The organism is Cognatiluteimonas sedimenti, assembly GCF_022808325.1.
GTDB lineage: Bacteria > Pseudomonadota > Gammaproteobacteria > Xanthomonadales > Xanthomonadaceae > Cognatiluteimonas > Cognatiluteimonas sedimenti.
The window spans coordinates 184028-207457 of record NZ_JALGCL010000001.1; the positions used below are offsets into that span (position 1 = coordinate 184028).

20 protein-coding genes are annotated in these 23430 nt (G+C 70.2%); 9 read left to right on the forward strand and 11 right to left on the reverse strand.

Annotated elements, in window-relative coordinates; genetic code table 11:
- Window positions 1-51: 51 nt before the first annotated feature.
- Entirely contained in the window at window positions 52-771 is a 720-nt protein-coding gene (locus tag MQC88_RS00885; protein ID WP_243318324.1) for a S41 family peptidase, read from the reverse strand.
- Window positions 772-773: 2 nt separating this feature from the next.
- Window positions 774-1694 carry a TPR end-of-group domain-containing protein gene (locus MQC88_RS00890; protein WP_243318325.1) on the reverse strand — a complete coding sequence of 307 codons (921 nt, stop codon included), beginning with the start codon at window positions 1692-1694 and terminating at the stop codon, window positions 774-776.
- A gap of 125 nt (window positions 1695-1819) precedes the next feature.
- Here MQC88_RS00890 and MQC88_RS00895 point away from each other — a divergent pair, with 125 nt between their 5' ends.
- Together MQC88_RS00895 and MQC88_RS00900 are read left to right on the forward strand one after the other, a co-directional pair.
- Entirely contained in the window at window positions 1820-2356 is a 537-nt protein-coding gene (locus MQC88_RS00895; RefSeq protein ID WP_243318335.1) for a YybH family protein, read from the forward strand.
- Between the two features lie 240 nt (window positions 2357-2596).
- The gene (locus tag MQC88_RS00900) at window positions 2597-3898 is read left to right on the forward strand and encodes an MFS transporter (RefSeq protein WP_243318353.1); all 1302 of its coding nucleotides are present in this window, start codon (window positions 2597-2599) and stop codon (window positions 3896-3898) included.
- A 27-nt stretch (window positions 3899-3925) separates the two neighbouring features.
- Here the strand turns inward: MQC88_RS00900 and MQC88_RS00905 are convergent, their stop codons facing one another.
- The 4 genes from MQC88_RS00905 to MQC88_RS00920 form a co-directional block, all read right to left on the reverse strand.
- Window positions 3926-4405 (reverse strand): VOC family protein, encoded by a 480-nt coding sequence (locus MQC88_RS00905; protein WP_243318355.1) that lies wholly within the window; start codon window positions 4403-4405, stop codon window positions 3926-3928.
- Window positions 4406-4424: 19 nt separating this feature from the next.
- A complete protein-coding gene (locus tag MQC88_RS00910) occupies window positions 4425-5153 on the reverse strand; it encodes a hypothetical protein (RefSeq protein WP_243318357.1) in 729 nt (242 codons plus the stop codon).
- Window positions 5104-6165, reverse strand: coding sequence for a GGDEF domain-containing protein (locus MQC88_RS00915; RefSeq protein WP_243320183.1), 1062 nt, complete (start codon window positions 6163-6165; stop codon window positions 5104-5106). The genes MQC88_RS00910 and MQC88_RS00915 overlap by 50 nt, the downstream gene beginning before the upstream one ends.
- Window positions 6166-6374: 209 nt before the next feature.
- Window positions 6375-6857: a pyridoxamine 5'-phosphate oxidase family protein gene (locus tag MQC88_RS00920; protein WP_243318359.1), complete on the reverse strand. Its 483-nt coding sequence runs from the start codon at window positions 6855-6857 to the stop codon at window positions 6375-6377.
- A gap of 142 nt (window positions 6858-6999) precedes the next feature.
- Between MQC88_RS00920 and MQC88_RS00925 the strand changes: the two genes are divergently transcribed.
- Window positions 7000-9597, forward strand: a complete 2598-nt coding sequence (locus MQC88_RS00925; RefSeq protein ID WP_243318361.1) for an EAL domain-containing protein — start codon at window positions 7000-7002, stop codon at window positions 9595-9597.
- Window positions 9598-9657: 60 nt separating this feature from the next.
- Here MQC88_RS00925 and MQC88_RS00930 read toward each other — a convergent pair whose 3' ends face one another.
- Complete coding sequence (locus MQC88_RS00930; RefSeq protein WP_243318363.1) at window positions 9658-12237, reverse strand: M1 family metallopeptidase; 2580 nt, start codon at window positions 12235-12237, stop codon at window positions 9658-9660.
- A 373-nt stretch (window positions 12238-12610) separates the two neighbouring features.
- Between MQC88_RS00930 and MQC88_RS00935 the strand changes: the two genes are divergently transcribed.
- Window positions 12611-13639: a YihY/virulence factor BrkB family protein gene (locus MQC88_RS00935; RefSeq protein WP_425491513.1), complete on the forward strand. Its 1029-nt coding sequence runs from the start codon at window positions 12611-12613 to the stop codon at window positions 13637-13639.
- Window positions 13640-13739: 100 nt separating this feature from the next.
- On the opposite strand, the gene azu is transcribed toward MQC88_RS00935, so the two are convergent.
- Window positions 13740-14348, reverse strand: a complete 609-nt coding sequence (gene azu / locus MQC88_RS00940) for an azurin (RefSeq protein ID WP_243318366.1) — start codon at window positions 14346-14348, stop codon at window positions 13740-13742.
- 145 nt (window positions 14349-14493) lie between these two features.
- On the opposite strand from azu, the gene MQC88_RS00945 reads away from it, so the two are divergent.
- From MQC88_RS00945 to scpC, 5 genes are all read left to right on the forward strand, one after another.
- The gene (locus MQC88_RS00945; protein ID WP_243318368.1) at window positions 14494-15372 is read left to right on the forward strand and encodes a formate/nitrite transporter family protein; all 879 of its coding nucleotides are present in this window, start codon (window positions 14494-14496) and stop codon (window positions 15370-15372) included.
- Between the two features lie 86 nt (window positions 15373-15458).
- Complete coding sequence (locus MQC88_RS00950; protein ID WP_243318371.1) at window positions 15459-15995, forward strand: hypothetical protein; 537 nt, start codon at window positions 15459-15461, stop codon at window positions 15993-15995.
- A gap of 333 nt (window positions 15996-16328) precedes the next feature.
- On the forward strand, window positions 16329-16712 hold the full coding sequence (locus tag MQC88_RS00955; RefSeq protein ID WP_243318373.1) for a cupin domain-containing protein: 384 nt from the start codon (window positions 16329-16331) through the stop codon (window positions 16710-16712).
- Entirely contained in the window at window positions 16705-17073 is a 369-nt protein-coding gene (locus tag MQC88_RS00960) for a SpoIIAA family protein (protein WP_243318375.1), read from the forward strand. The genes MQC88_RS00955 and MQC88_RS00960 overlap by 8 nt, the downstream gene beginning before the upstream one ends.
- Before the next feature lie 14 nt (window positions 17074-17087).
- On the forward strand, window positions 17088-18599 hold the full coding sequence (scpC, locus tag MQC88_RS00965) for a succinyl-CoA:acetate CoA-transferase ScpC (RefSeq protein WP_243318376.1): 1512 nt from the start codon (window positions 17088-17090) through the stop codon (window positions 18597-18599).
- A gap of 40 nt (window positions 18600-18639) precedes the next feature.
- Here scpC and MQC88_RS00970 read toward each other — a convergent pair whose 3' ends face one another.
- The 3 genes from MQC88_RS00970 to MQC88_RS00980 all read right to left on the reverse strand — a co-directional run bounded on the left by MQC88_RS00970 (window position 18640) and on the right by MQC88_RS00980 (window position 23382).
- Window positions 18640-21102: a cation-translocating P-type ATPase gene (locus tag MQC88_RS00970; RefSeq protein ID WP_243318378.1), complete on the reverse strand. Its 2463-nt coding sequence runs from the start codon at window positions 21100-21102 to the stop codon at window positions 18640-18642.
- Between the two features lie 165 nt (window positions 21103-21267).
- Window positions 21268-21540, reverse strand: a complete 273-nt coding sequence (locus MQC88_RS00975) for a DUF6522 family protein (RefSeq protein ID WP_243318381.1) — start codon at window positions 21538-21540, stop codon at window positions 21268-21270.
- A 159-nt stretch (window positions 21541-21699) separates the two neighbouring features.
- Window positions 21700-23382, reverse strand: a complete 1683-nt coding sequence (locus MQC88_RS00980) for a GspE/PulE family protein (RefSeq protein ID WP_243318382.1) — start codon at window positions 23380-23382, stop codon at window positions 21700-21702.
- Between the last annotated feature and the right edge of the window lie 48 nt (window positions 23383-23430).

Sequence of the window (23430 nt, forward strand, 5' to 3'; positions counted from 1 at the left end):
CGTGCAGCTCTTCGCGGGGCCCCCGGTTGCGGCGTGGCTGGCAGCCGGGACCTAGCGCAGCAACGCCACCGCCGCATCCAGCACCGTATCGCGCCCGGCGAGGAAGTCGGCGGCTTTCGGTGCCACCACCACCTGCGGCTGCACGCCCACGCCGACGAACTCGCGGCCGTCCGGGTAACGGTCGCGCTTGGTGCAGATGCGGGCGTTGCCGCCGCCCGGCAAGTCGAACAACAGCGGCTGGCCGGTGCTGCCGCCGGTGGGTTCGCCGACGATGCGGCCGCGCTGCATGGCGTCGAAGGCGACGACGAAATCTTCCGCGGCCGAATAGGTGCGGGCGCTCGTCAGCACCAGCACCGGGCCGGCGTAATGACGTTCTCCATCGGGCTGCATCCGCGAGGCCGCTTCCGCGATGGTGCCTTCCGGACGCCCCCAGGCGCGCCAGGCGGGCACGTATTCGCGGGTCTGCCAGCTGGAGCCGGCGAATGGCTTGTCGGTGAGCATCGCCAGCAACTTGTAGCCGTTGCTGCTGTCGCCGCCGCCGTTCTCGCGCACGTCGATGACCAGCCCGTCGGCCTTCGCGATCTCGTCGAAGTGTTCGCGGAAGCCGGCCGCGGCGCTGTCGTCGCCGAAATGCAGCACGCGCGCGTAGGCGATATTGCCCGGCAGCATCCGCCACTGGAACACGGGACCAGCCCAGACCGCGGCCTCGAAGTCGCGCGCCGGCATGCGCGGCAGCGACAGCTCGCGCGACCGGCCGGCGGCGTCGCGCACGGTCAGCCGCGCCGGCTGCCCGAGTGGACCGGACAGCAGCGCCCGCTCGTAGGTGCGCGCGGCCAGGTCCTGCGGCGTGGAAGCCGGCTGGTAGGCGCGATGTGCGCCTGCGCCCAGGCCTGCACGGGCTGGCCTTCGATCGCGGTGATCTCCAGGCCCGGCGCCGCGCCTGATTCGGCCAGCTTCGGATCCAGCAGCTCGACGATGAACACGCGGCCTTCCACCAGCGCCGTGCGCACGCCGGGCTGCGAGTCGAGCTGGTTGGCGACTTCCACCGGCGGGCGCACGCTGCTGTGGCCATCGCGCAACTGCGCGACGAAGCGGCGCAGCACCTGGTAGTAGTCGGCGGTGCTGGCGGCGGCGCGCACGTCGGGCAGGGTCGCAAGGTACAGCGCGTCCCAGTCCAGTTCGGGCACCAGGTCGAAACTGGCGAAGTTGAACCGGGCCTCCGACCACAGTCGCGACAGCCCGGCGACGCGCTGGTCCTCGCCGAGTTGGGGCTGGTAGGGCGTATCGAACGCGGGGCTGTTCCACATCCGCTGGCGGCGCTGCTCGGCTTTTTCGGTCCGCGCCAGCAACGCCTCGAAGCGCGGATCCGCGCGCAGGGAGGCCAGGTCGGTGTCCGCACGGATCGCATCCACCCTGGTGTAGCCGGCGGCGGCGGCCTTGGCGAGCAGGTCGAACGCGGCCTCCTTGCGCCCGGCCAGGGCGGAGGCGCAGGCGGCGTTGTAGTACAGCGCGGGGTCGTCGCCTCCGGCCGCGATGGCGGCGACGAACGCATCGGCGCTGGCCGCGTAGTCCTTGGCCTGGTAGGCGGCCGTGGCTTGCTGCGCCAGGGATTGCACGTCGTCCTGGGCCGCGAACGCACGCGCGCAGCAAAGGGCAAGGGCAAGGGCAAGCGGGAAACGCAGGCGGGATGGCATGGGGTTTCCGGACGGGCTTCGGACAATGGCCGCCGATTCTATGGGCAGGCGCCGAATCGCGTCACGGGCCAACCGGCATGGCGCAACCGGCATGACGCAACCAGCTTGGGCAAGCCCCGGCCCCGATGACCGCAACCGTTCGGGATCGGCGTTGGCCCTGCGAAGGCCGCCGCTGGCGCGCCACCCTGGGAGAATCCGGCATGCACGTGCAAAACCGATTGGCTGCGGGAGTGTTGCTGGCCGTACTTGCCCTGGCCGGCGGGGTGGCGGGTGCGGCGGAGCCGCAGTCGGCCGGCGACTGCTTCCTGGCGGCATTCAAGGCCAGCGATGCCGACGCCGTGGCAGCGTGCTATGCCGAAGACGGGATCATCTGGTTTCCGGGCGGACCGATGGCCCAGGGCCGCGAGGCGATCCGCGACGGGTTCGCCGGCTTTTTCGCCCACGCGACAGTCAAGGACGGCGTCCTCACGCAGCTCGGCCAGACGGCCGCCGGCGACACCCGGACGACCTGGGGCACCTACGCGTTCACCATGGTCGACCCGGACACGCAGGCCGAGACGACGGAACGCGGACGCTACGTCGACGTGCAGAAACTGATCGACGGCAAGTGGCTGTACATCGTCGACCATCCCTCCGACGATCCGCCGCCTGCCGCCGACTAGGCGAGCGGGACGCTGCGTCGGCTGGCGGGCTCGTTCGAGGCGCAGGATTGCACATCCGCGCACGCCGGCGTGGGCTCGGCTTGCGGCGCGATCTGCCGGCATCGCCTCGGTGATCCCAGGCGCGCGCAGGACATCCGGATCGGCGCATTGCAGCGGTGGCGTGTCGTGATGAAGCCACCAGATCGACTTGTCGTAGGCTTGGTCGATGAAGTCCACGCCTTTGCCCGGCGCCGCTCGCGCATGAGCGGCGTGTTCCATTCCCTCCGGAGCTACAACTACCGCTTGTGGGCCGGCGGCGCGCTGGTGTCCAACGTCGGCACCTGGATGCAGCGCATCGGCCAGGACTGGCTGGTGTTGACGGTGCTCACCGACCACAACGCCACCGCGGTGGGGACGGTGATGGCGCTGCAGTTCGGGCCGCCGCTGCTGTTGCTGCCCTTGACCGGCTTCGCCGCCGACCACCTGGACCGCCGCAAGCTGCTGTTGTGCACGCAGGGTGCCGCCGGGCTGCTGGCGCTGGGGCTGGGCCTGCTTACCGTCAGCGGCTCGGTGCAGCTCTGGCACGTGCACGGCTTCGCGTTGTTGCTGGGCTGCGTGACCGCGTTCGACGCGCCGGCACGGCAGGCGTTCGTGTCGGACCTAGTCGATGACGCCAGCCTTGCCAATGCGGTCGCCCTCAACTCGACCTCCTTCAACGCCGCGCGCATGCTCGGCCCCGCGGTGGCGGGCGCGTTGATTGCGGCGATCGGCGAGGGCTGGCTGTTCCTGGTCAACGCCGGGTCGTACGCCGCGGTACTGGCCTCGTTGCTGTGCCTGCGATTGGGCGAGTTGCACACGGAAGCGCCACCCGAACGTGCCCGCGGCAGCCTGCTGGCCGGGTTCCGCTACGCGTGGGACCGTCCGGACCTGATGGCGGTGCTGGTGATGCTGGCGCTGATCGGCACGTTCGGTTTCAACTTCGCGATTTTCATCTCGACGATGTCGGTCACCGTGTTCGACGGCGACGCCAGCCAGTACGGGCTGCTGACCTCGGCGATGGCGGTGGGCACGATGAGCGGGGCGCTGCTGTCGGCGCGCCGGCCGTTCCCCGGAATGGTCCTGATGGGTGGCGCAGCGGCGGCCTTCGGCATCAGCCTGGCCGTGGCAGCGGTGATGCCGACCCCGTGGTCGTTCGCGGCGGCGCTGTTCGTCGTCGGCCTGGCCGCGCTGACCTTCATGACCGCCAGCAACTCGATGATGCAGCTCACCACCGAGCGCGGCATGCGCGGCCGGGTGCTGGCGTTGCGCATCGCGGTGGTGATGGGCGGCACGCCGATTGGCGCGCCGCTGGTGGGCTGGGTGGTCGACCGCTTCGGCGCGCGCTGGGCACTTGGGGTGGGTGCGCTCTCCGGCCTGGCGGCCGCCGCGGTGGCGGTCGCCTACCTGGTCAGGCATCGGGAGCTGCGCCTGCGCCGGCATCGCGGGCGCCTGCGCCTGGCCATCCGTCCCGCGGCCGGGGATGCGATTGCCGCCAGCATGGCGGCCGGGGAACGCGTGACGTGAGGTGCGCGGGGTTCCGGCCGCATGCCCTCAACCGCGGACCGCGGCTTCGATCGCGCCGACGTCGATCTTCTGCATCGTCAGCATGGCCTCGAATGCGCGCCTGGCCGCGGCGCGGTCCTTGCCGGTGAATGCCTCGGTGAGCACGCGCGGCGTGATCTGCCAGGACACGCCCCACCTGTCCTTGCACCAGCCACAGTCGCTTTCCTGGCCGCCGTTGCCGACGATCGCGTTCCAGTAACGGTCGGTTTCGGCCTGGTCGTCGGTCGCGACCTGGAACGAGAATGCTTCATCCTGCTTGAACACCGGACCGCCGTTCAGGCCGATGCAGGGAATGCCCATCACGGTGAACTCGACGGTCAGCACGTCGCCCTGCTTGCCCCCGGGGAAATCGCCGGGCGCGCGGTGGACGGCTCCGACCGTGGTGTCCGGGAAGATGCTGGCGTAGAAGGTCGCGGCCTCGAGCGCGTCGTGGTCGTACCACAGGCAGATCGTGTTCTTCGGGATCATCTGTTGTCTCCTTTACAGGTCAGGGTCGGGCGGGCGGGGTGCGTCCCATTCTTCCGCGACGAACATCGGGGCGGAAGCTCGACAACCGGCGGCCTCCATCCTCCGCCTGGCTGAGCGGTTCGCCGGCTCGGCGGATGATGAACCGGCATTCCCCAGTTCTGGCCTCAGCCGCGGTTGCCTGCCGTTGCCGCGGGCGTGGTCCCTCGCGGCTTGCGGTGCATGACCGTAGCCTGCCTGCGGTCGCCCCCGCGTTGCGCTGCACGGCGAGCGGGTTGCGGATCGACGCGAAGTAGCCGCCGATGAAGCTCATCCAGATCACGACCAGCGCTGGGAACCGCAGTGCTTCCATCAGCCAGGCGTGCCGGGTGGCGCCGCTGTCGGCCAACTCCCACGTCACCAGCGCGGCGTAGCCCGCCGCGATGCAGATGGTCAGGGCCAGGTAGCGGCGGGTGTCGAGCCCGAGCAGGCCGAAGAAGATCGCCACGAACAGCAGCAGCACGCTGCGGGCATCGCCCTGGAAGTGGTGGATCATGCCCAGCGCCAGCGCGGTCGCGGCCACCAGTTGCGGAACCAGCAGGCTGGGGTCGGCGAAGAATTGTCCCGGGTACTCTGCAGCACGACGCTCGCAGCCGGCCGGACGGTCGGGCATCTGCCTGCAGGAGTCCAACGCGGCAACCCAGTGCATCCGGATGCCGGGGTCAGGCTGGCGTGCGATCCAGCGACGATTCGATCCGGTCGCGCCCGGCATGCTTGGCCAGGTACAGGCTGTCGTCGGCGCGCGCGAGCAGCGCTTCGACCGGCTCGGCGTCGCGATATGCGGCCAGTCCGGCCGAGAAGGTGATCGTGAGGCCGGGCAGCAGGGCTTCGCGAATGGCGGACTGCATGCGCGAAAGCACCGGCTTCGCCGAGGCGAGCGTGGCGCCAGGCAACACAAGCAGGAATTCCTCACCGCCCCAGCGCCCCAACACGTCGCCTTCGCGCAGGGTGCGTGACGCCACCTCCGCGAAGCGCTGCAGGACCGCGTCCCCGGCGGCGTGCCCCTGGGTGTCGTTGACCTGCTTGAAATGCTCCAGGTCCACCATCGCCACGCAGAACGGCAGCATCCCGCGCCGCGCGTGGATCGCGCTGCGGGCCAGGGTGTCCATCATCGCGCGACGATTGGGGAGACCGGTCAGTTCATCGCGCACCGCCATCCGTTCGACGTCCGCAAGGACCTTCGCGAGCGCGGCGCGCTGGTCCCGCAGTTTGGAGCGCAGTTCGGAAAGGCGCGCCGCAACCAGTGCCAGTGCCGGCAGCACGACCAGGATCATCAGCAGGTTGTTGATGTCCACTTGCAACGGCCTGACGGCCTCCGCGACCGGGAGCCAGTGCGGAAAGACCTGGCGGATGGCGACCGCTCCCACCAGGCAAGCCACGGCGAACAGCGTGAGCCAGGCGATCTGCCTGTACCGCATCGAGTAGGCCGCGAAGGCGAAGATCACCATCAGCGGGAACAGTGCCGAGGTGCGCATGGGGCCGCAGATCACATAGCCCCAGTTCACCGCGATCACGCCCATCGACAGCTGCCACATGGTCATGGCGGGATCGGTGAAACGCTCGCTCCACCCGCTGCGCAACGCACAGTAGCCGGCGACCACGACCAGTCCGACGAAGCCCGACCATGCGGCGACTGCGCTCGCGCTGATCCACCCCTGGCGGGCGCCAGCCAGCAGCAGCAGGGCGATGCCCAGGTACACCAGGCCGGCGATGAGCCAGTGCACGAGGCGCAAGCGACGCTGCGGAGACCGGCTGCACAACAGTCCCGCAGTGGCGTGGCGCGGAGGGATGGCGGCTCCCGGCCCGAAGCGGGCGTCCCCATCAGTGGCTGTCTGCCAGGTATCCCATGAGCGGTCAATTTACACGAGGCAGCCGGGTCGTTCCGTATACGCCGGACTTGCGAGCGCTTGCATGTCAACGGCGGATGAAGGGTTCAGCCCAGATCCACTTCGCCAGCCTTGTCCCGATGGCTTTCCTTGGGGTCGCGACCGAGCAGCAGCTTGATGCCGGCAAGCATGCTGTTCTCATTGAGCCAGACGTGCGCGTCGGCGACATCCATGCGCAACAGGCGCAGCTTGGGATCGTCCTTGCCCTCGAACCAGGCGGCGATGAATGGATTCCAAAGGCGGTCGACGGCCGCGCGGTCCTTGTCGGCCACGAGCGCGCCGGTGATCGTGGCGAACAGCGCATGGTCCCTTGCCGCAAAGGTGGCCACTGCGTCCAGCGGCGCGTGTGACCCTTCGAGTACTTCGCCAACGTCGGTGTCCGCGGCGGTGAAGAACCAGAGCGGCGCGTGATCGTCCTCGGCGATGGCCGTCATCGGCCGCGGAACGACTCCCGCGGCTCCCAGCAACAGGGTGCGGTCATCGTTGAGGTGCTTCCAGAACCGGGCTTCGAGGTCCTCGCGGTTGGGCATGGCAGTGGCGCAGTTGATTCGGAACCTTGTTCTAGCGCCGGGCCGGTGAGCGCCCGGTGAGCCAGCGTGCCGCGCTTGTGCCATGCTCCGGCGCGGGGCGGCGGTTCATCGCCATCCGCAATGAAACCTTTCGGAGCCGTTGATGCGGGCGCAAGCAGTCTGGATCACCGCCCTCGCGGCGCTGCTGGCCACGGCGGCCGCGGCCCTGCCGGGCTGCGGCAACGATGCGGCGCGGGCCGGCCACGGACCGGTGCTGCGGGTCGGCGTATACGAGAACCCGCCCAAGATCTACACCGATGGGCAAGGCCGGCCCGCGGGCCTGTTCGTCGAACTGCTCGACGCGATAGCCCGCGAAGAGGGCTGGCAGCTCGCGTACCGGCAATGCGAGTGGAACGACTGCCTGCACCAGCTGCAGGCGGGGCAGCTGGACCTGATGCCGGACGTGGCGTACTCGGCCGAGCGCAGCCGGCAATTCGATTTCCATGCCATCCCCGTCACCTATTCGTGGTCGCAGGTGTTCGCGCACAGCGGCATAGAGCTGCAGGGGATGGCGGACCTGTCGCGGCTGCGCGTGGCGCTCCTGCAAGGCAGCGTGCAGGAGCAAGAACTCCACGACGTGCTCGCCGGACTGCAGGTGCCGTGGACGCCGGTGGAAACCGCCACCTACGCGGCCGCGTTCGACGCGGTACGCACCGGCAAGGCGGATGTCGCGGTCGCCAACAGCTTCTTCGGACGGCGTTCGGCGCGGGCCTACGGGCTGGTGGAGACGCCGGTGGTGTTCAGTCCGGCGACGCTCTACTACGCCACGCCCAAGGGCACGCACGCGCGCGAACTGGCGCGGATCGATGCCTGGATCGCACGCTGGCACGACGATTCACGCTCGGTCTACTTCAAGGCGATGGGTCGCGCGCTGGCACCGATCCCCACGACCGTCGTGCCGCAATGGCTCGGGCCGGCGCTGGTCGCTGTCGCCGGGCTGTTCCTGGCGTTGATCGGATTCGCGATCGCGCTGCGCTGGCGCGTGCGACTGGCGTCATCGGAGGCGGAAGGCGCGCGCGCGCGCCTGGAGCAGGTGCTGGATGCCAGTCCGGTCGTCCTGTTCCTGGCGCAGCAACAGGGCGAGCGCCTGGTGGCCCAGTGGGTGAGTTCCAACACCGAGCGGCTGTACGGGTTCCAGGCGCGGGACATGATGCAGCCGGGTTGGTGGGCCAGCCGCGTGCATCCCGACGACCTGCCGACGCTGGAGCCGGCGGCCAACCACCTGCGCCACCACGCTTCGCTCACGCGCGAGTACCGGCTGGTCGATGGTCGCGGCACGACCCGTTACATCCACGAGGAAGTGAACGCCATCCCGGGAGCGGCAGGCGAACCGTTGCGCGCGATCGTCACGTGGTCCGACCTGTCCGAAGCCAGGGCGCACGCGGCCGAGCTGACGTTCGTTGCCCACCATGATGCCCTGACCGGTCTGCCCAACCGGCGCCTGTTGCAGATGTACCTGGGCGACGTGGTCGCAGCAGGAGCACCTGCCGCGGTGCTGGTGGTGGACCTGGATCGCCTGCGCGGCATCAACGACACCCTCGGCCACACGGTCGGCGACCAGGCCTTGCGGGCCGCGGCCCAGCGCCTGCAGAGCGTGCTCCCCGCCGGCAACTTCCTGGCACGGCTCGGCGGCGACGAGTTCACGATGGTGCTGCGGGGGACGGCGCACGGCGCCGCGATCGATGCCCTGGCGCAGGAGGTCCTGGATGCCTTCGCCCGGCCATTGCTGGGGCCCGAGCATCCGGCGGTGATCACCGCCAGCGTCGGCATCGCCTTGTTCCCGCGCGATGGCGCCGACGCCGACGCCCTGCTCAAGCACGCGGAACTTGCGCTGTACGAAGCCAAGCGCAAGGGTCCCGGCCGGCGCCAGGTGTTCGAGTCGGCATTGTCGGCCGACGCCGCGCAGCGCCTTGCGGTGGAAAGCGGCCTGCGCGTGGCGATGGCGCAGCGACAGTTCCGCCTGCATTACCAGCCGCAGCTGGACCTGCGCGACGGCAGCCTGATCGGCGTCGAGGCGCTGGTGCGCTGGCAGCATCCCGAGTGGGGCCTGGTGCCGCCCGGCCAGTTCATCCCGATCGCCGAGGAAACCGGGTTGATCGACGAAATCGGCCTGTGGGTGCTGATGGAAGCCTGCCGCCAGCTGCACGCGTGGGATGCCCAGGGCCTGCGCATCCCCGGCGTGGCCGTGAACTGCTCGGTGCAGCAGCTCGACGCCGACCGCCTGCCGGCGCAGGTCGCCGCGGTGCTGGCGGCCACCGGCGTCGCCGCCGAGCGGCTCGAGTTGGAGATCACCGAGTCGATGCTGATGCGCGACCCGGAGCGCGCGATCGCCGTGCTCGCGGCGCTGAAGGCGCAGGGCGTATGCCTGTCGATCGACGACTTCGGCACCGGGCATTCCAGCCTGGCCTACCTCAAGCATTGCCCGGTCACGCGCCTGAAGATCGACCGCAGCTTCGTCAGCGGCATCGGCAACGACGCCAACGACGAGGAAATCTGCCGCACGGTCATCGCCCTGGCGCGCAACCTGCATCTGCAGACCGTGGCCGAGGGCGTCGAACACTCGCACGAGGCCAGTTTCCTGCGCGCCGAAGGCTGCGACCTGGCCCAGGGTTTCCATTATTCGCGGCCATTGCCGCCGGATGCACTGGAAGCCTGGCTGGCCGCGCGCCAGGCCGGGGTCGTCCCGGACAGTGTCGCCTGACGCGGGGAACGGTGGCCGGCGTCGGCGTTTTTCACCGGATCCACCGATCCGCGCGCACGCTCATCCCCGATCCCGGGTTCCCCCGTCGACGAGGGTCGCCCGATCCTGCGCCTGCTTCAACGCCGCGCACTGCTGGATCGCCTCCCGGGCCTGCAGGAGGCTGGGCGCCAGTTCCGGGCGTTGCGCAAGCAGCGGTCCGAAAAACGCCTGCAGGCGATCAACCTCGGCCACCGAGCAACCCTCCGCGCCCAGCAGCACGGGCAAGGTCGCGACGCGGCTGGGCGGGATGTGCTCGAGCAACCTTGCATGGGGGCGGGCAAGCCAGGCCCAGGACGCGTCGCGCGCCGCGGGGGTATCTCGCCGGCCGAGCGCGAGGGCGATGCGTTCGCCGCCCGCGATGCGTGGATCCAGCGCAAGGTCGCGTATGCGCGTGCCCAGGCCCGGATCGTCGGCGTAGCCCAGCGCGGCGACGATGGCGCGCCGCAGCGCCACGTCGTTCGTGGCCGCCAGCGCGCCTGCCAGGACCTGCACCGCCGGCGCGCCACGTTCCTGGACGGCGACGCCCAGGACCGCGGGCAGGAGGTCGCTGGCCCCCGGCACGAAGCCGGGGTTGCGCCCCGCGGCCAGCGCCGAGAGCGCGGCATCCCCCTGCGGCAGCAACGCCGCGCGGACCTCCGGCAGGCGGTAGGTCAGTGCCAGGGCTTCGGCCAGCAACGCGCGCAGGCCGCGATCAGCTTCGGGTTCGCCCGCGCGTGCGCGGATTCCGAGTGACTCCAGCCGCGGCGACCAGGCGGCGCGCGCCCACGCCACCAGGCGCGCGCGGGCCCGATCGCCGGTTGCGGCATGACGCCAGAGCCAACTGGCCTGGTCGAGCGTCGCGACCGCCAGGTCCTTGCCGCCGAAGGCGGCCAGGGGCTGCAGTGCGGCAAGCAGGTCGCCGGCATCGATGTCGCCCATGCGGAAGCTTGCGTCCACTGCATCGGCGTAGGCGAGCCGTTCTGCGTCGTCGAGTGCGTCCAGATGGCGGCCCAGCCTGGCCATTGCGACGCCATCCAGGCCGAAACGGTAGTAGCCACGCGCGCCCGCGTTCGGCATGACCCATGCGTCGGGCGCGGCATCGAGCAGGTCCATGCGTGCGTCCGCCTGGTCCATCAGGGTGCAGCGCGAACGTGCGCGGCCGTCCCTCCCGGCGTAGCGCACGCACGCCGGAATGCCCCAGCGCAGCGCCGGCTGCGCGCTGCTACCAATGGGACGATAGCGGTCCTGGTGCAGGTGCAGGGCCAGGCCTTGCGCCGCCGGCTGTACGGTGATGCGCAGGTAAGGCACGCCAGGCTGTTCGATGTAGCTCCGGAAGGCCGCGCGCAGGCGGCCGTCGTCCCCCGCGGCGTGCGCGACTGCCTCCACCAGGTCCGTCGCGCTGGCCGACTCCATGGCGTGCGCGTGCACGTAGTCGCGCAGTCCGCGGCGGAAAGCCGCCGCGCCCACGTATTGCTCGAACATGGCGACCACCGCGGCGCCCTTGCCGTAGCTCACGCCGTCGAACACACCGTCGATGTCCGCGTGCGACACCACTGGTTGACGTACCTGCCTGGCGCTTGCCAGTGCGTCGGCAGCCATTGCCCGCTGCGCTTCGCGCACCTGCTGCAGGTCCGCCCGGTATTCGGGATGCAACCGCAGCGACAGCTTGTGCTGCATCCAGATCGTCAATGCCTCGCTCAGCCAGAGATCGTCCCACCAGGCCATGGTCACGATGTTGCCGGTCCACTGGTGCGCGAGTTCATGCGCCGCCAGGTCGAACGCGCCCTGCAGGGCGCCAAGCGGCGCGTCGGGCGCGGCGGAGCCGAGGCTGCCGAGGGCGACCAGGCCCGGGTTTTCCATGCCGCCGTCGACGTCCAGCAGGTCGAGCTTGGCCCACGGGTAGGGCTGGTCGTAGTAGTCCTCGAGGGCCTCGACGATCGCGGGAGCCTGCGCGAGCACCCACTGCATGTCTCCCGCGCGGGCGGCCAGCGCGATCGCGCGCAGCGGCACCGGCCGATCGCGGCCGTGGCGCGATGGCAGGGTGGGTGCCGCGCGCATGCCCCAGGGGCCGACCGCGAACGCGACCAGGTAGGTCGGGAGCGGTTGAGTTGGCGCGAACGACACGGTCTTCCAGCCCTTGCCATCGAGAGCCTCGGTCGTCGCCGCGGAATTGGCCAGCGCGACCAGGTCGTCCGGAACGGTCAGGCTGAGCTTGAACGGCGTCTTGTGGCCAGGCTCGTCGAAGCCGGGGAACATCCTGCGGGCTCCCAGTGGTTGCGTCGCCGTTGCGATGTACCTGCGGCCGTCCATCTGGATGCGGTAGGCGCCATCACCATCGCTGTATTGCGCGCGATAGTCGATGGCCACAACCAGTCGTTGGGGCGCCAGCATGCGGCCGAAGTCGAGGCGGGCAATGCCTCGCTCGTCGTCGACGAAGCCAAGCGTTCCGGTTGAGGCCTGGCCCGCGGCATCGGTGACGATGATCCGCTGCGCCTGCAGCCCTTGTGCGTTGAGCCAGACATGGTCGGCGGCCCGTTCCAGCCGCATGGTGATTTCGGCGTGGCCTCCGAACCCGGTTGCAGCGGGATCCACGCGCAGGTCCAGCCGATAGCCGAGCGGCACGGCCCAGGCCGGAAGTCGAACGCCGGGAACGGACTCGGCTGCCGACAGGGCCGCAAAAGGGATGCATGTCAGCGCGGCACACATGACGGCGCGAATCATCTGTCTTCTCCTTTGCGCGCGCACCGCGCGGCCATGGGCACTATCGCATCGACGGGTCGGGGGCAGGGCTCCAGCTTTCGCGCCCCCGCACATCGTGTTCCGGGTCAAAGTCCGCAATGCGCAGGCGATTGGCGCCGCGGCGGCGCCGCCTGCGTGGAATGGAAGCGTGTAACAAGGCATCCGGGATGAACCGGCTTGACCCGCGGTGTGTTTGGCGATGCCGGCTTCACGCATCGCGGGGTATTGGTGCGTGGCCTTCCATCACACCGAGCCGATGGCCAAGCGTCCGTCTTCCCGCAAACCCGCCGTGAGCGCCGCCGCGCGGACCGCAAAGCCGGCAGCCGGCCGCGCCGGCAAGTCGGCGGGGCAGGCGGTCGCCAAGGCCGCGGCGAAGCTGGACCCGACCAAGCCGACCGCCTCGCGCGCGCAGAGCGGGAAGTCGACGCGGCGGCCGGCGATCGAAGCGCTGGTCCGCAGCGCGCGCGGCAGCCTGCCGGCCGCGCTCTTGCGCCGCGTCATCGACGTCGACCTCCTGGCCCAGGCTGCGGCGCTCGCGCTGTACGCATTGCTGTCGCTGGCGCCGTTGCTGCTGATCCTGGTGTGGCTGACCAATGCGATCGTGCCGGGCGCGCAGGAGGCGCTGATGCAGCAGATCGCCCTGCTTGCAGGCACCGAGGCCGAGCATGTGGCCCGCACCATCGTCAGCAACGCTCGCCAGCGGCCGGACACCGATTCCATCGCCGGATGGTGGAGCCTGGCGTTGCTGTTCGTCGGCGCCACCGCGGTGTTCGCGCAACTGCAGGACGTGCTCAACAAGATCTTCCGCACCGATGCGACCGCGCTGCCAGGGCTGCTGGCGTGGCTGCGCAAGCGCGTGTTTTCGCTGGGGCTGGTGTTCGCGCTGGGCTTCCTGCTGGTGGTGTCGATGACCTTGAACACGGTGCTGCAGCTGCTGTTCGAGCGGGTGGAGTGGATGCTGCCGCTGGTCGCGATCGCGGCCTCGTGGCTGGTCTATGCGCTGGGCTTCGCGCTGATGTACCACTACCTGCCCGACCGCTCGGTCGGCTGGCGGCGGGCGCTGGGCGGCGGGGCCGCGACCGCGCTGCTGTTCCTGCTCGGGCGCGCGGCGATCGGCTGGTACCTGGGGCGCGCCGATCCCGGCTCGGCCTACGGCTCGATGGGCACGATCGTGCTGGCGCTGGTGTGGATCTATTACGCGGCGCTGATCGTATTCGCCGGCGCGCTGCTCACGGCGGTGGTGGACGAGCGGGCCAAGGCGCGCGCACGTGCTCGCAAGCGCTGATCCCGCGGGGCTGATCCCGCTGGGCTGCTCCTGCTGGCGGGCCCGGTGCCCGGATGCCCGGCGGCCCGCCACGAAAGCTGCGGGCCGCCGGGGTTTCGGCTCACCCGACCGCGATGGTGCCCTTCATGATCGCGGAGTGGCCCGGGAAGCTGCAGAAGAATTCGTACGGGCCGCCGTCCTTGATCCTGGCGACGTCGAAGCTCACCGACGTGCTCTGGCCACCGCCGACGACATCGGAGTGGGCGATGACGCGGGTATCGCCCGGCTTGACGTACATCGCCGCGGCACCGGCGCCCATGCCGTCGGCGGCCACCGCCTGCATGTCCGCCGCCTTGCTGATCACGACGTTGTGGCCCATTGCCGCCGCCGGCATGGTCCCGGTGTGCTTCAGGGTGATGGTGAAGCTCGTGCACGACGCCGGCACCGTGATCGAACCGACGTTGTACTGCATCGCGTCGCTGCCTTCGATCTCGGTCTTGCAGTCGGTCACCACGGCGGCGGGCTTGTCGCCGGCGGCGGGCGTCGTGGCTGCGGGCGCAGTCGCAGCCGGGGCTTCCGTTGCCGGCGCTGTCGTTTCGACCGGCGGTGTTTCCGTGGCGGGCGTGGCTGCCGGCGTGGCCGCGGTATCGGTCGCAGGTGGCTGGTTGCAGGCCGCCAGGCCGAACAGGCATGCGGCCACAAGCAGGGAAATGCGGGTCTGTGCGTTCATCCTCGGATCTCCGGTTGGGAAAAGGCCTGCGCATGATTGTCCCTCGAACACTCAGCATGCGTGAAGACGCGGTGCACGAGACGTTCGCATCGTGACGGGGCCATCGCGGGCGCGCGCCTAGGCTCGTGGTTCCGCAGGAAAACGCATGGCATCGCACGTGGGCGAAGTCCGCCAGGACAACCAGGAAGCCGTGCGCTCGGGAAACGGACGCGGGGAGGGCGTCACGCTGTCGCCGTCCGAAGAACGCGAGGTCGAAGGCAAGCTGCCGCCCAGCGTGCAGGTGCTGCACGAAGCGGTGCGGATCCAGGGCGAGATGGAAATGGCGCGCAGCGCGTCGGCGCTTGCGTGGTCGTCGCTGGCCGCGGGGCTGTCGATGGGATTCTCGATGCTGGTGCCTGCGCTGCTGCAGGCACGGCTGCCGCATGCACCGGCATGGCAACTGGTGGTGGCGGCGGGCTATACCGTGGGCTTCCTGATCGTGATCCTGGCGCGGCAGCAGCTGTTCACCGAGAACACGACCACCGCGGTGCTGCCGCTGATGACGAAGCCCGGCCTGCGTCCGTTGCTGCGGCTGCTGCGGCTGTGGGGCATCGTACTGCTCGGAAACATCGTCGGTGGCGCGGTATTCGCATTCGCCGTCGTCCACATGCCGATCATCGATACGGCCACCGCGGCCGCGCTGCACGGTACGGCCACGGAGATGCTGCGGCAGGCGCCCTGGGTCCTGTTCAGCAAGGGCATCGTGGCTGGCTGGCTGATCGCCACCATGGTCTGGCTGCTTGCCGCGGCGGACCATTCCAGGGCGCTGGTGATCGTCCTGCTGACCTGGCTGGTCGGCATCGGCGGCTTCGCGCACGTGGTCGTCGGTTCGATCGAAGCGCTCTACCTGGTGTTCGAAGACGGTACCGGCGGCGCCGGGTTCGTGGCGTTCCTGCTGCCGACGCTGGCCGGCAACGTGGTCGGCGGCAGCGTGATCTTCGCCCTCATCAGCCACGCCCAGGTGCGCAGCGACGAACCTGGTTGAACGCGGTTGCCCCCGACGCGTGCCTTCTCACGTCCCGGTGACCGCCCTTCTGCAACGCTGGCGCCATTGGCATGAGGGACAGCTGCATGACCACCGCGACCACGCCGATCACCGCCGAATTGTCGAACAGCAAGGTCGCTGCCGTGTTCGCGGGCGAAGCGGCCGCGCGCGAGGCGGCGAAGGCCGTCGCCACGGAACTGGCGCTGGGCGCGTCGCAGGTACAGGTGATCGCGCCGGACGACCCGCATCCGGGCCGCAAACTGGAGCCCGAGAGCCGCGGCATCTGGCGCACGATCGTCGTCGCCCACGTCCGGCTGGGCATCGCCGGTGCGGTGCTGGGAGTGCTGGTGTTCGCCGCGTTGTACGCGCTGGGGCTGCATCCGGTCGTCAGCTCGCCGTTGGCGGCTGGCCTGGTGCTGTTGTTCTTCGGCACGGTTGGCGGGTTGATGCTGGGCGGGCTGGTTTCGCTGCGGCCGGACCACGACCGTTACGTCGAAGCCACGCGCGAGGCCATGGCCAGCGGCAGGACCACGGTCGTGGTGCACGCGTTCTCCGCCGAACAGCGCGGGCAGGCCGCCGAGCTGCTGCGTGCGCGCGGCGGCGACGTGACCTCCACGTTGTAGGGCACGGTGGCCCCGGGCCGGGCGCGCGGCGAAGCGCCGGGTTCACCGCGATCGATGCCACCGATGCGGTACTTCGCACCGCCGCGACCTCGCTGCCGATGCCGTCGCATCCGCCGGTCATCGATGATGCCAACCTTGTCCGGCGCCCCTTTGCCATGCCTCACGCCCCCGGGTAGGCCTCGATCGTGGAAGCCCCGGCGGCTGGCCGCCACGGCCGCGGAACGGGCTGTCCCGGCGCGGCCGCGGCAATCCGCGGGCGGGCGGCTTGATACCGGTCAATGCGGCCCGTTCCCGTTGTGCCATGGTGTCCATGTTCCCGACAGGAGATGCTCCATGACGGCATTCAATGGCTCAATCCGCAAGCTGGCCAAGGGCAACAAGGATTTCCGGCGCGAGGTCGCCACCGGCAGCCATTCGCAGGTGCTGCTGATGTGCCTGCGCCAAGGCGAGGAGATCGGCGACGAGGTCCACCACGACACCGACCAGATCTTCCTCGTGGCCAAGGGCGGTGGCGAAGCGGTGCTGGACGGAGTGAGCCAGGTCCTGGACAAGGGCGCGCTGCTGCTGGTGCCCGCCGGGATGCGCCACAACATCCGCAACACCGGCGCCAAACGCCTGCGGCTGGTAACGATCTACTCGCCGCCCCACCACGCGCCCGGCACCGTGCATGCGACCCGGGAGGAGGCGATGCGCGCGGAGGGCGACCACCATGCATGAGTTCATCGACGGTGCCGACGACGTCATCGCGGTGACCGTGTCCGACCGGCTCACCGGGGTCGATCTTGCGGCGATGATGGATCGCATCGAGCAGGCCATGGCCACGCACGAGGTGATCCACGTGTTCGTGGAGACGCGATCGCTGGACGCGATCGAGGTCTCCGGCCTCGGGTCGCATATCGCACGGGCGCTGCCGATGCTGGGCAAGCTCAGGCACTTCGGGCGGGTGGCGGTGGTCTCCGACCAGGCGTGGGTCAGGGCCGGGACCCGGATCGAGAGCGCATTGCTTCCGTTCGTCAGCTACCGCGTCTTCATGCCAGGGCAGCGCGAGGAAGCGTTGGTCTGGGTGCGGGGCGGGTAAGCCGGAGAACGCCGATGAGCGGGCGTATCGCCCATGCCGGGCTGGCGGCATTGCGGATGGATGCGGACCATGCCGCGGCGTTGATCGCGCCCGGCATGACCGTGGGCATGAGTGGATTCACCGGCGCCGGCTATCCGAAGGCCGTGCCGCTGGCGCTGGCCACCCGCATCAGCGATGCGCACGAGCGTGGCGAGCCCTTCCGCCTGCGGGTGCTGACCGGCGCCTCCACCGCGCCGGAGCTCGACGGTGCGCTGGCGCGGGCGGGCGGCATCGATTTCCGCTTGCCCTACCAGTCCGATCCGGAACTTCGCGCGCGCATCAACCGCGGCGAGATCGAGTACATGGACCTCCACCTGGGCCACGTCGCGCAGTACGCGCTGTTCGGTTTCCTCGGCAGGATCGACGTGGCGATCATCGAGGCCACCGCGATCCTGGCCGACGGCCGCCTGTTGCCGTCCACTTCGATAGGCAACAACAAGACCTGGCTGGACCTGGCCGACAAGGTCATCGTCGAGGTCAACCAGCGCCAGCCGCTGGGCCTGGACGGCATGCACGACATCTACTACGGCACGGCGATGCCGCCCGACCGCAAGCCGATCCCGCTGCTGCATCCGGGCGACCGCATCGGCGAACCCTACCTGCGCGTGGATCCGGCCAAGATCGTCGCGGTGGTGGAAACCGACGCGCCCGACCGCATCGGCCGTTTCAGTCCGCCGGACGACGTGTCGAAGCGGATCGCGGCGCACCTGGTGGAATTCTTCCGCCACGAGATCAGGGTCGGCCGCCTGTCCGAGCGCCTGCTGCCGCTGCAGTCGGGCGTCGGCAATATCGCCAACGCCGTGCTGGCCGGCCTGCGCGAGGGCGGCTTCCGTGGCCTGAACGCGTTCACCGAGGTGATCCAGGACGGCATGCTCGACCTGCTCGCCGACGGCACCCTGGAAATGGCCTCGGCGACGTCGTTCTCGCTCAGCCCGGAAGGCGTGGACGAGTTCGTGCGCAACATCGAACGCTACCGCAACCGCATCGTGCTGCGGCCGCAGGAGATGTCCAACCACGGCGAGCTGATCCGGCGCCTGGGCTGCATCGCGATGAACGGCATGGTCGAGGCCGACCTGTACGGCAACGTGAACTCCACCCACGTCGCGGGCAGCAGCATCATCAACGGCATCGGCGGCAGCGGCGACTTCGCCCGCAACGGTTTCCTGTCGTGCTTCATGACCCCGAGCACCGCCAAGGGCGGCGCAATCTCGGCGATCGTGCCGATGGTCAGCCACGTCGACCATACCGAGCACGACGTCGCCGTGGTGGTCACCGAGCAGGGGCTGGCCGACCTGCGCGGGTTGTCGCCGAAGCAGCGTGCGCGCGCCATCATTGCCCACTGCGTGCATCCGGATTACCGGCCGATGCTGGCCGACTACTTCGAGCGCGCCTGCCGCGACAGCTTCGGCAAGCACACCCCGCACCTGCTGCCCGAAGCGCTGTCGTGGCACCAGCGCTACCTGAATACCGGCAGCATGCGCGCCTGACGCGGCGCCGCGTACGAGAGCTGCGGGTTGCCGCACCCGTTCATCCCGCGCGCCGCCGGGCGCGAAGCCGCTGCCAGGTATCGAGGACGACGACCGCGGCCAACGGCAACCCGATCGCCCAGACCAGCAGCGCCGTCGGCGGGGGCGCGAATCCGAACAGGCTGGCGACGGCGGGATGCAGGACCGCCAGCGCCAGCACCGCGCTGGCGACGATGGTGACGGTCCAGAACGCTGGATTTGGCGTGCGCAGCGCCTGCCACAGCGAATCGCCCGAGCGGTGCAGCAGGATCAGGAACAGGTTGCCGGCGACGATCGCGACGAAGGCCAGCGCCGACAGTTGCGCGTGCGGCAGGCCCGTGCGCAGCGCGATCGCGAAGGTCAGGGCCACGGTGGCGAACATCACCGCGCCTTGCCCGAGCGCACCCAGCATGGTCCAGCGATCCAGCAGTCTTCGTCCGGGCGCGCGGGGCGGCCGGCGCATGATGTCGGCGGGCGGCGGTTCGCGTTCGAGCACGATCGAACACGCCGGATCGATGATGAGTTCCAGGAACACCACGTGCAGCGGCAGCAGCACCGGCGGCGTGCCCACCAGCAGCGGCAGCAGCGCCAGCCCGGTGATCGGCACGTGCACGGCGAGGATGTAGCGCACCGCCTTGGCGATGTTCTCGTAGATGCCGCGCCCGAGGCGGATGGCGCGCACCACGCTGACGAAGTTGTCGTCGAGCAGGACGATGGACGCGGCCTCGCGTGCCACGTCGGTGCCACGGCCACCCATCGCGATGCCGACGTGCGAAGCGACCAGGGCGGGGGCGTCGTTGACCCCGTCGCCGGTCATGGCCACGATTTCGCCGCGTCGCTTCAGCGCCTGCACCAGCCGCAGCTTGTGCTCCGGGCGCACGCGGGCGAAGACGCTGGCGGACTCGATTTGCCGTGCCAGCGTCGCCTCGTCCCAGCCTTCCACGTCCGTGCCGCCCACCACGCCGGCGCCGATCGCGATACCGGCCTGCGTGGCGATCGCACGCGCGGTGCCCGCGTGGTCGCCGGTCATCATCAGCACGCGCACGCCCGCAGCGCGAGCGTCGGCGACGGCTTCGGGTACTGCCGGCCGCAGCGGGTCGGCGAAGCCGATCAGGCCCAGCCATTGCAGCTGGAACGCGGCGACATCGTCGGGCAGTGCCGACCCCATCGCGGCGGGCAGGTTGCCGGCGCCGGCGCCGAGCACGCGCAACCCGCGTTGCGTCATCGCCTCCACCCGCGCGAGCAGTGCCGCGCGCTCGTCCTCCGGCAGCCCGCACAGCGCGAGGATCGTTTCCGGCGCGCCCTTGGCGGCGACGCGCAGCTGGCCATCGTCGCTGCGCCAGACCTCGACGTGCGCCGGCAACCGGCTCGAGAGCGGGTATTCGCGCAGGCGTTGCCAGCCCTCCGGTTCGGGGGCCAGGCCGGTGCCCGCGGCGGCCTCCACCACGGCGCGGTCCATCGGATCGTGCGACAGCGGCGGGCACGCGAGCCTGGCCATCGCGATCAGTTCGCCGGTATCGTGGCCATCGAGCTCGGCGACCGCCATGCGGTTCTCGGTCAGGGTGCCGGTCTTGTCGGTGCACAGCACCGTGATCGAGCCCAGCGCTTCGATCGCCGGCGCATGCCGCACCAGCACGTTGTGCCGGGCCATGCGCCACGCACCCAGCGCCAGGAACACCGTCAGCACCACCGGGAACTCCTCCGGGATGTTGGACATCGCCAGGGTGATGCCCGCCAGGACCGCGTCCAGCCAGCCGCCACGCAGCCAACGGTAGAGCAGCACCATCGCCACGCAGGTGGCGATGCCCAGGGTGGCGAACAGGGCCACCGTCCGCCGCATTTCGCGCTGCAACGGCGTGCGCTCGACGTCGATGGACGCCAGCGTGTCGCCGATCCTGCCGACCGCCGTGGCGGCGCCGGTCGCGACGACCTCCGCGCTGCCGCGCCCCCGCACCACCAGGGTGCTGGCGTGCAGTAGCTGGTCGTCGCCGACGCCACCGGCGGCGCGGGCGACCGCAACCGACTCGCCGGTCAACAGGGATTCGTCGACATGCAGGTCGGCGCCCTCCAGCACCCGCGCATCGGCGGGGATGCGATCGCCCTCACCGACCAGCAGCACGTCGCCGACCACCACTTCGCGCGCCGGCACCACCGTGGCCGCGCCGTCGCGCAGGACCCGCGCGCGCGGGCTGCTGAGGTCGCGGAGCGCCTGCAGCGCACGCTCGGACTTGTATTCCTGGTACAGCGTCAGGCCGATCACCAGCAGCACCGAGGCCAGCAGCAGGGACGCTTCGCGCGGGTCGCCCAACAGCATGTAGATCGCGGCGGCCGCAACGAGCAGCAGCAACATGGGCTCGCGCAGCACTTCGGCAACGAGCGTCCATCCGCGCTTGCGCGGCGGTTCCGGGAGCACGTTGGCGCCGTCGCGCCGGAGGCGGGCGGCGGCTTCGTCAGTGCTCAGTCCCGTCCTGGCTGTGGCCGGCATCGTTAGGTGTCCGGTGCGGATCGCTCTGCCTGCATTGGACCACGTGGCCTGCCGCAACGGCATCCGCCAACGCGAGCCGTGCCGGTGCCGCAGGCGGCTTTCGCCGGGACGAGCGGATGCCAGCGGCGGCGAATCGGCAAGCCCCGGTGCCGTCGAACCACGGCGTTACCGGGCGGACGCGGGCTGCTGCTCGATTTCGCCGAGAATCCGGCCTGCCTCGTCGACCACCAGCCGCGCGCGCCTGCCTTCATGGTAGAAGCTGGCGCGATATTGACCGGCATCCTCGTCGAGTCCGCGCTCGCACAGCACGGTGATCTTGCGGTCTTCCAGCAACTGCCGGAACCTGGCGACTTCCAGCCCCAGGGCCTCCGCCACCAGCGCGCCATCGATCTCGATCTGGTGGGCCGGGTTGAGTTCGACCGGAATGGGCTTGCCCATGGCGCAGTTCCCTTGGCGTGGAATCCCAGCTTCCCGCACGGGAACGTCTCCTGCCCTGACCTGGGTCATCCAGGCGCGCGGCCAGCGCGCGGGGACGACGCGCGCTCGCTTCCGCGCGTCCAGCCCGCGGGCGGCTTCCGTCGTCCGAGCGACAGCCGCCTATTCGGCGCGTACCCGCCAGGCTTCGGCCAGCGAGATCGTGCCGCTGCGCGCCATCGCGATCGCCGCCTGGGTGATCGGCACCATGCCTTCGTCGATCGCCGCCGAATGCAGCGCGTCGGCATCGGCATCGGCCACGATCAGGCGGCGGATGCGCGGGCTGACGACCATCAGTTCATACACGGCCTGGCGTCGGAATACGCCCAGGCCTTCGCACTGGTGGCAGCCCTGGCCGACGTGGAAGACCTCGTCCGTCCCTACCTCGAGGGTTTCGCGCACGTGCGCGTCGACCGGCTCGACCACGCGGCATTGCGGGCAGGTCAGCCGCACCAGCCGCTGCGACATCACCGCCAGCAGCGATGCCCGCAGCAGGTAGGGCTCCACGCCGAGGTCGAGCAGCCGCGTGACCGTCGTTGCCGCGGTGTTGGTGTGCAGCGTGCTCAGCAGCAGGTGGCCGGTGAGTGCGCTTTCCAAAGCGATGTCGGCGGTCTCGCGGTCGCGGATCTCGCCGACCATGATCACGTCGGGATCGTGGCGCAGGAAGTTGCGCATCGCGGTGGCGAAGGTGAAGCCGGCGGCGCGGTTCACCTGCATCTGCTGGATGTCGGCGATGTGGAACTCGACCGGGTCCTCGATCGTGAGGACGTTGATGCGCTGCTTGCGCAGCTCCAGCAGCATCGCGTACAGGGTGGTCGACTTGCCGCAACCGGTCGGGCCGGTGGCCAGGAACATGCCATGGCTGCGCGCCATCGCGTCGTCCAGGCGCTGGCGGTCGGCATCCGTGAGGCCGAGCTGGTCCAGGCTCCACAAGCCCTCGGCGGTATCGAGCAGGCGCACGACGACGCTTTCGCCGAACACCGCCGGGAGCACCGAAATGCGCAGGTCCACGTCGCGCGTGTCGTCGACCTGGAACGTCGCGCGGCCGTCCTGGGGACGCCGGTGCTCGGCCAGGTTCATGGAGGCCAGCACCTTGATGCGGCTGACCACCGCCGGCAGCAGCGCGCGCGACAGCCGGCGCACCGGCAGCAGCTCGTCGTCGATGCGGTACAGCACGTCCGCGGCATCCTCGCCCGGGCGCAGGTGGATGTCCGAGGCGCGTCGCGCGACCGCATCGGCAATCAGGGCGTGGACCATATGCACGACGGGCTTTTCCAGTGCCAGGCGATGCGCTTCGCGCTCGTCCGGGGCATCGGTGCCGCCCTTGGGGTCGATGCCGAGCTGGCGCGCCATCGCCTGGTCCTCGGCCTGGTCGTAACGGCGCGCGATCGCGTCGCGGATCTGCATCGGCGAAGCCACCAGCGGCACGACCCGCTCGCGGCTCAGGAAATTGAGCAGGACCTGGGCGTCGGGCATGCCGGGGTCCTCCATCGCCACCGCCACCAGTCCACCGACGATGCGCAGGGGCACCGCGCGCAGGCGCCGCGCCATCTGCGAGGGCACCAGATCGATGGCCTCCGGCGCAATTTCCACGCCATCCAGCCGGACCAGCGGCAGGCCGAGCCGCTGCGCCGTGGCGTAGGCGGGTTCGCCTGCATCCTCGCCCAGCGCCTGCCACGCGGCGAGGTCGACGGGAGGCTGGCGCGCCGCCGCGAACACGTCCGGATAACCGTGCAGGTAGGCGTCGATCGCGGCGGTGTCGGCCAGCAGGGGCGGCACCGTGGACGTGTGGTTGTTCGGGCGCATGCTTTTCCTCCTGGATGGATAGTGGCTGCGGCGTACGCCAGCGGCCTT

Coding starts and splice junctions, on each gene's coding strand:
- MQC88_RS00890 (WP_243318325.1), bottom strand. CDS start 1,694: ATGCCATCCCGCCTGCGTTTCCCGCTTGCCCTTGCCCTTGCCCTTTGC.
- MQC88_RS00895 (WP_243318335.1), top strand. CDS start 1,820: ATGACCGCAACCGTTCGGGATCGGCGTTGGCCCTGCGAAGGCCGCCGC.
- MQC88_RS00900 (WP_243318353.1), top strand. CDS start 2,597: ATGAGCGGCGTGTTCCATTCCCTCCGGAGCTACAACTACCGCTTGTGG.
- MQC88_RS00905 (WP_243318355.1), bottom strand. CDS start 4,405: ATGATCCCGAAGAACACGATCTGCCTGTGGTACGACCACGACGCGCTC.
- MQC88_RS00910 (WP_243318357.1), bottom strand. CDS start 5,153: ATGCCGGGCGCGACCGGATCGAATCGTCGCTGGATCGCACGCCAGCCT.
- MQC88_RS00920 (WP_243318359.1), bottom strand. CDS start 6,857: ATGCCCAACCGCGAGGACCTCGAAGCCCGGTTCTGGAAGCACCTCAAC.
- MQC88_RS00925 (WP_243318361.1), top strand. CDS start 7,000: ATGCGGGCGCAAGCAGTCTGGATCACCGCCCTCGCGGCGCTGCTGGCC.
- MQC88_RS00935 (WP_425491513.1), top strand. CDS start 12,611: ATGGCCAAGCGTCCGTCTTCCCGCAAACCCGCCGTGAGCGCCGCCGCG.
- azu (WP_243318366.1), bottom strand. CDS start 14,348: ATGAACGCACAGACCCGCATTTCCCTGCTTGTGGCCGCATGCCTGTTC.
- MQC88_RS00945 (WP_243318368.1), top strand. CDS start 14,494: ATGGCATCGCACGTGGGCGAAGTCCGCCAGGACAACCAGGAAGCCGTG.
- MQC88_RS00950 (WP_243318371.1), top strand. CDS start 15,459: ATGACCACCGCGACCACGCCGATCACCGCCGAATTGTCGAACAGCAAG.
- MQC88_RS00955 (WP_243318373.1), top strand. CDS start 16,329: ATGACGGCATTCAATGGCTCAATCCGCAAGCTGGCCAAGGGCAACAAG.
- MQC88_RS00960 (WP_243318375.1), top strand. CDS start 16,705: ATGCATGAGTTCATCGACGGTGCCGACGACGTCATCGCGGTGACCGTG.
- scpC (WP_243318376.1), top strand. CDS start 17,088: ATGAGCGGGCGTATCGCCCATGCCGGGCTGGCGGCATTGCGGATGGAT.
- MQC88_RS00970 (WP_243318378.1), bottom strand. CDS start 21,102: ATGCCGGCCACAGCCAGGACGGGACTGAGCACTGACGAAGCCGCCGCC.
- MQC88_RS00975 (WP_243318381.1), bottom strand. CDS start 21,540: ATGGGCAAGCCCATTCCGGTCGAACTCAACCCGGCCCACCAGATCGAG.
- MQC88_RS00980 (WP_243318382.1), bottom strand. CDS start 23,382: ATGCGCCCGAACAACCACACGTCCACGGTGCCGCCCCTGCTGGCCGAC.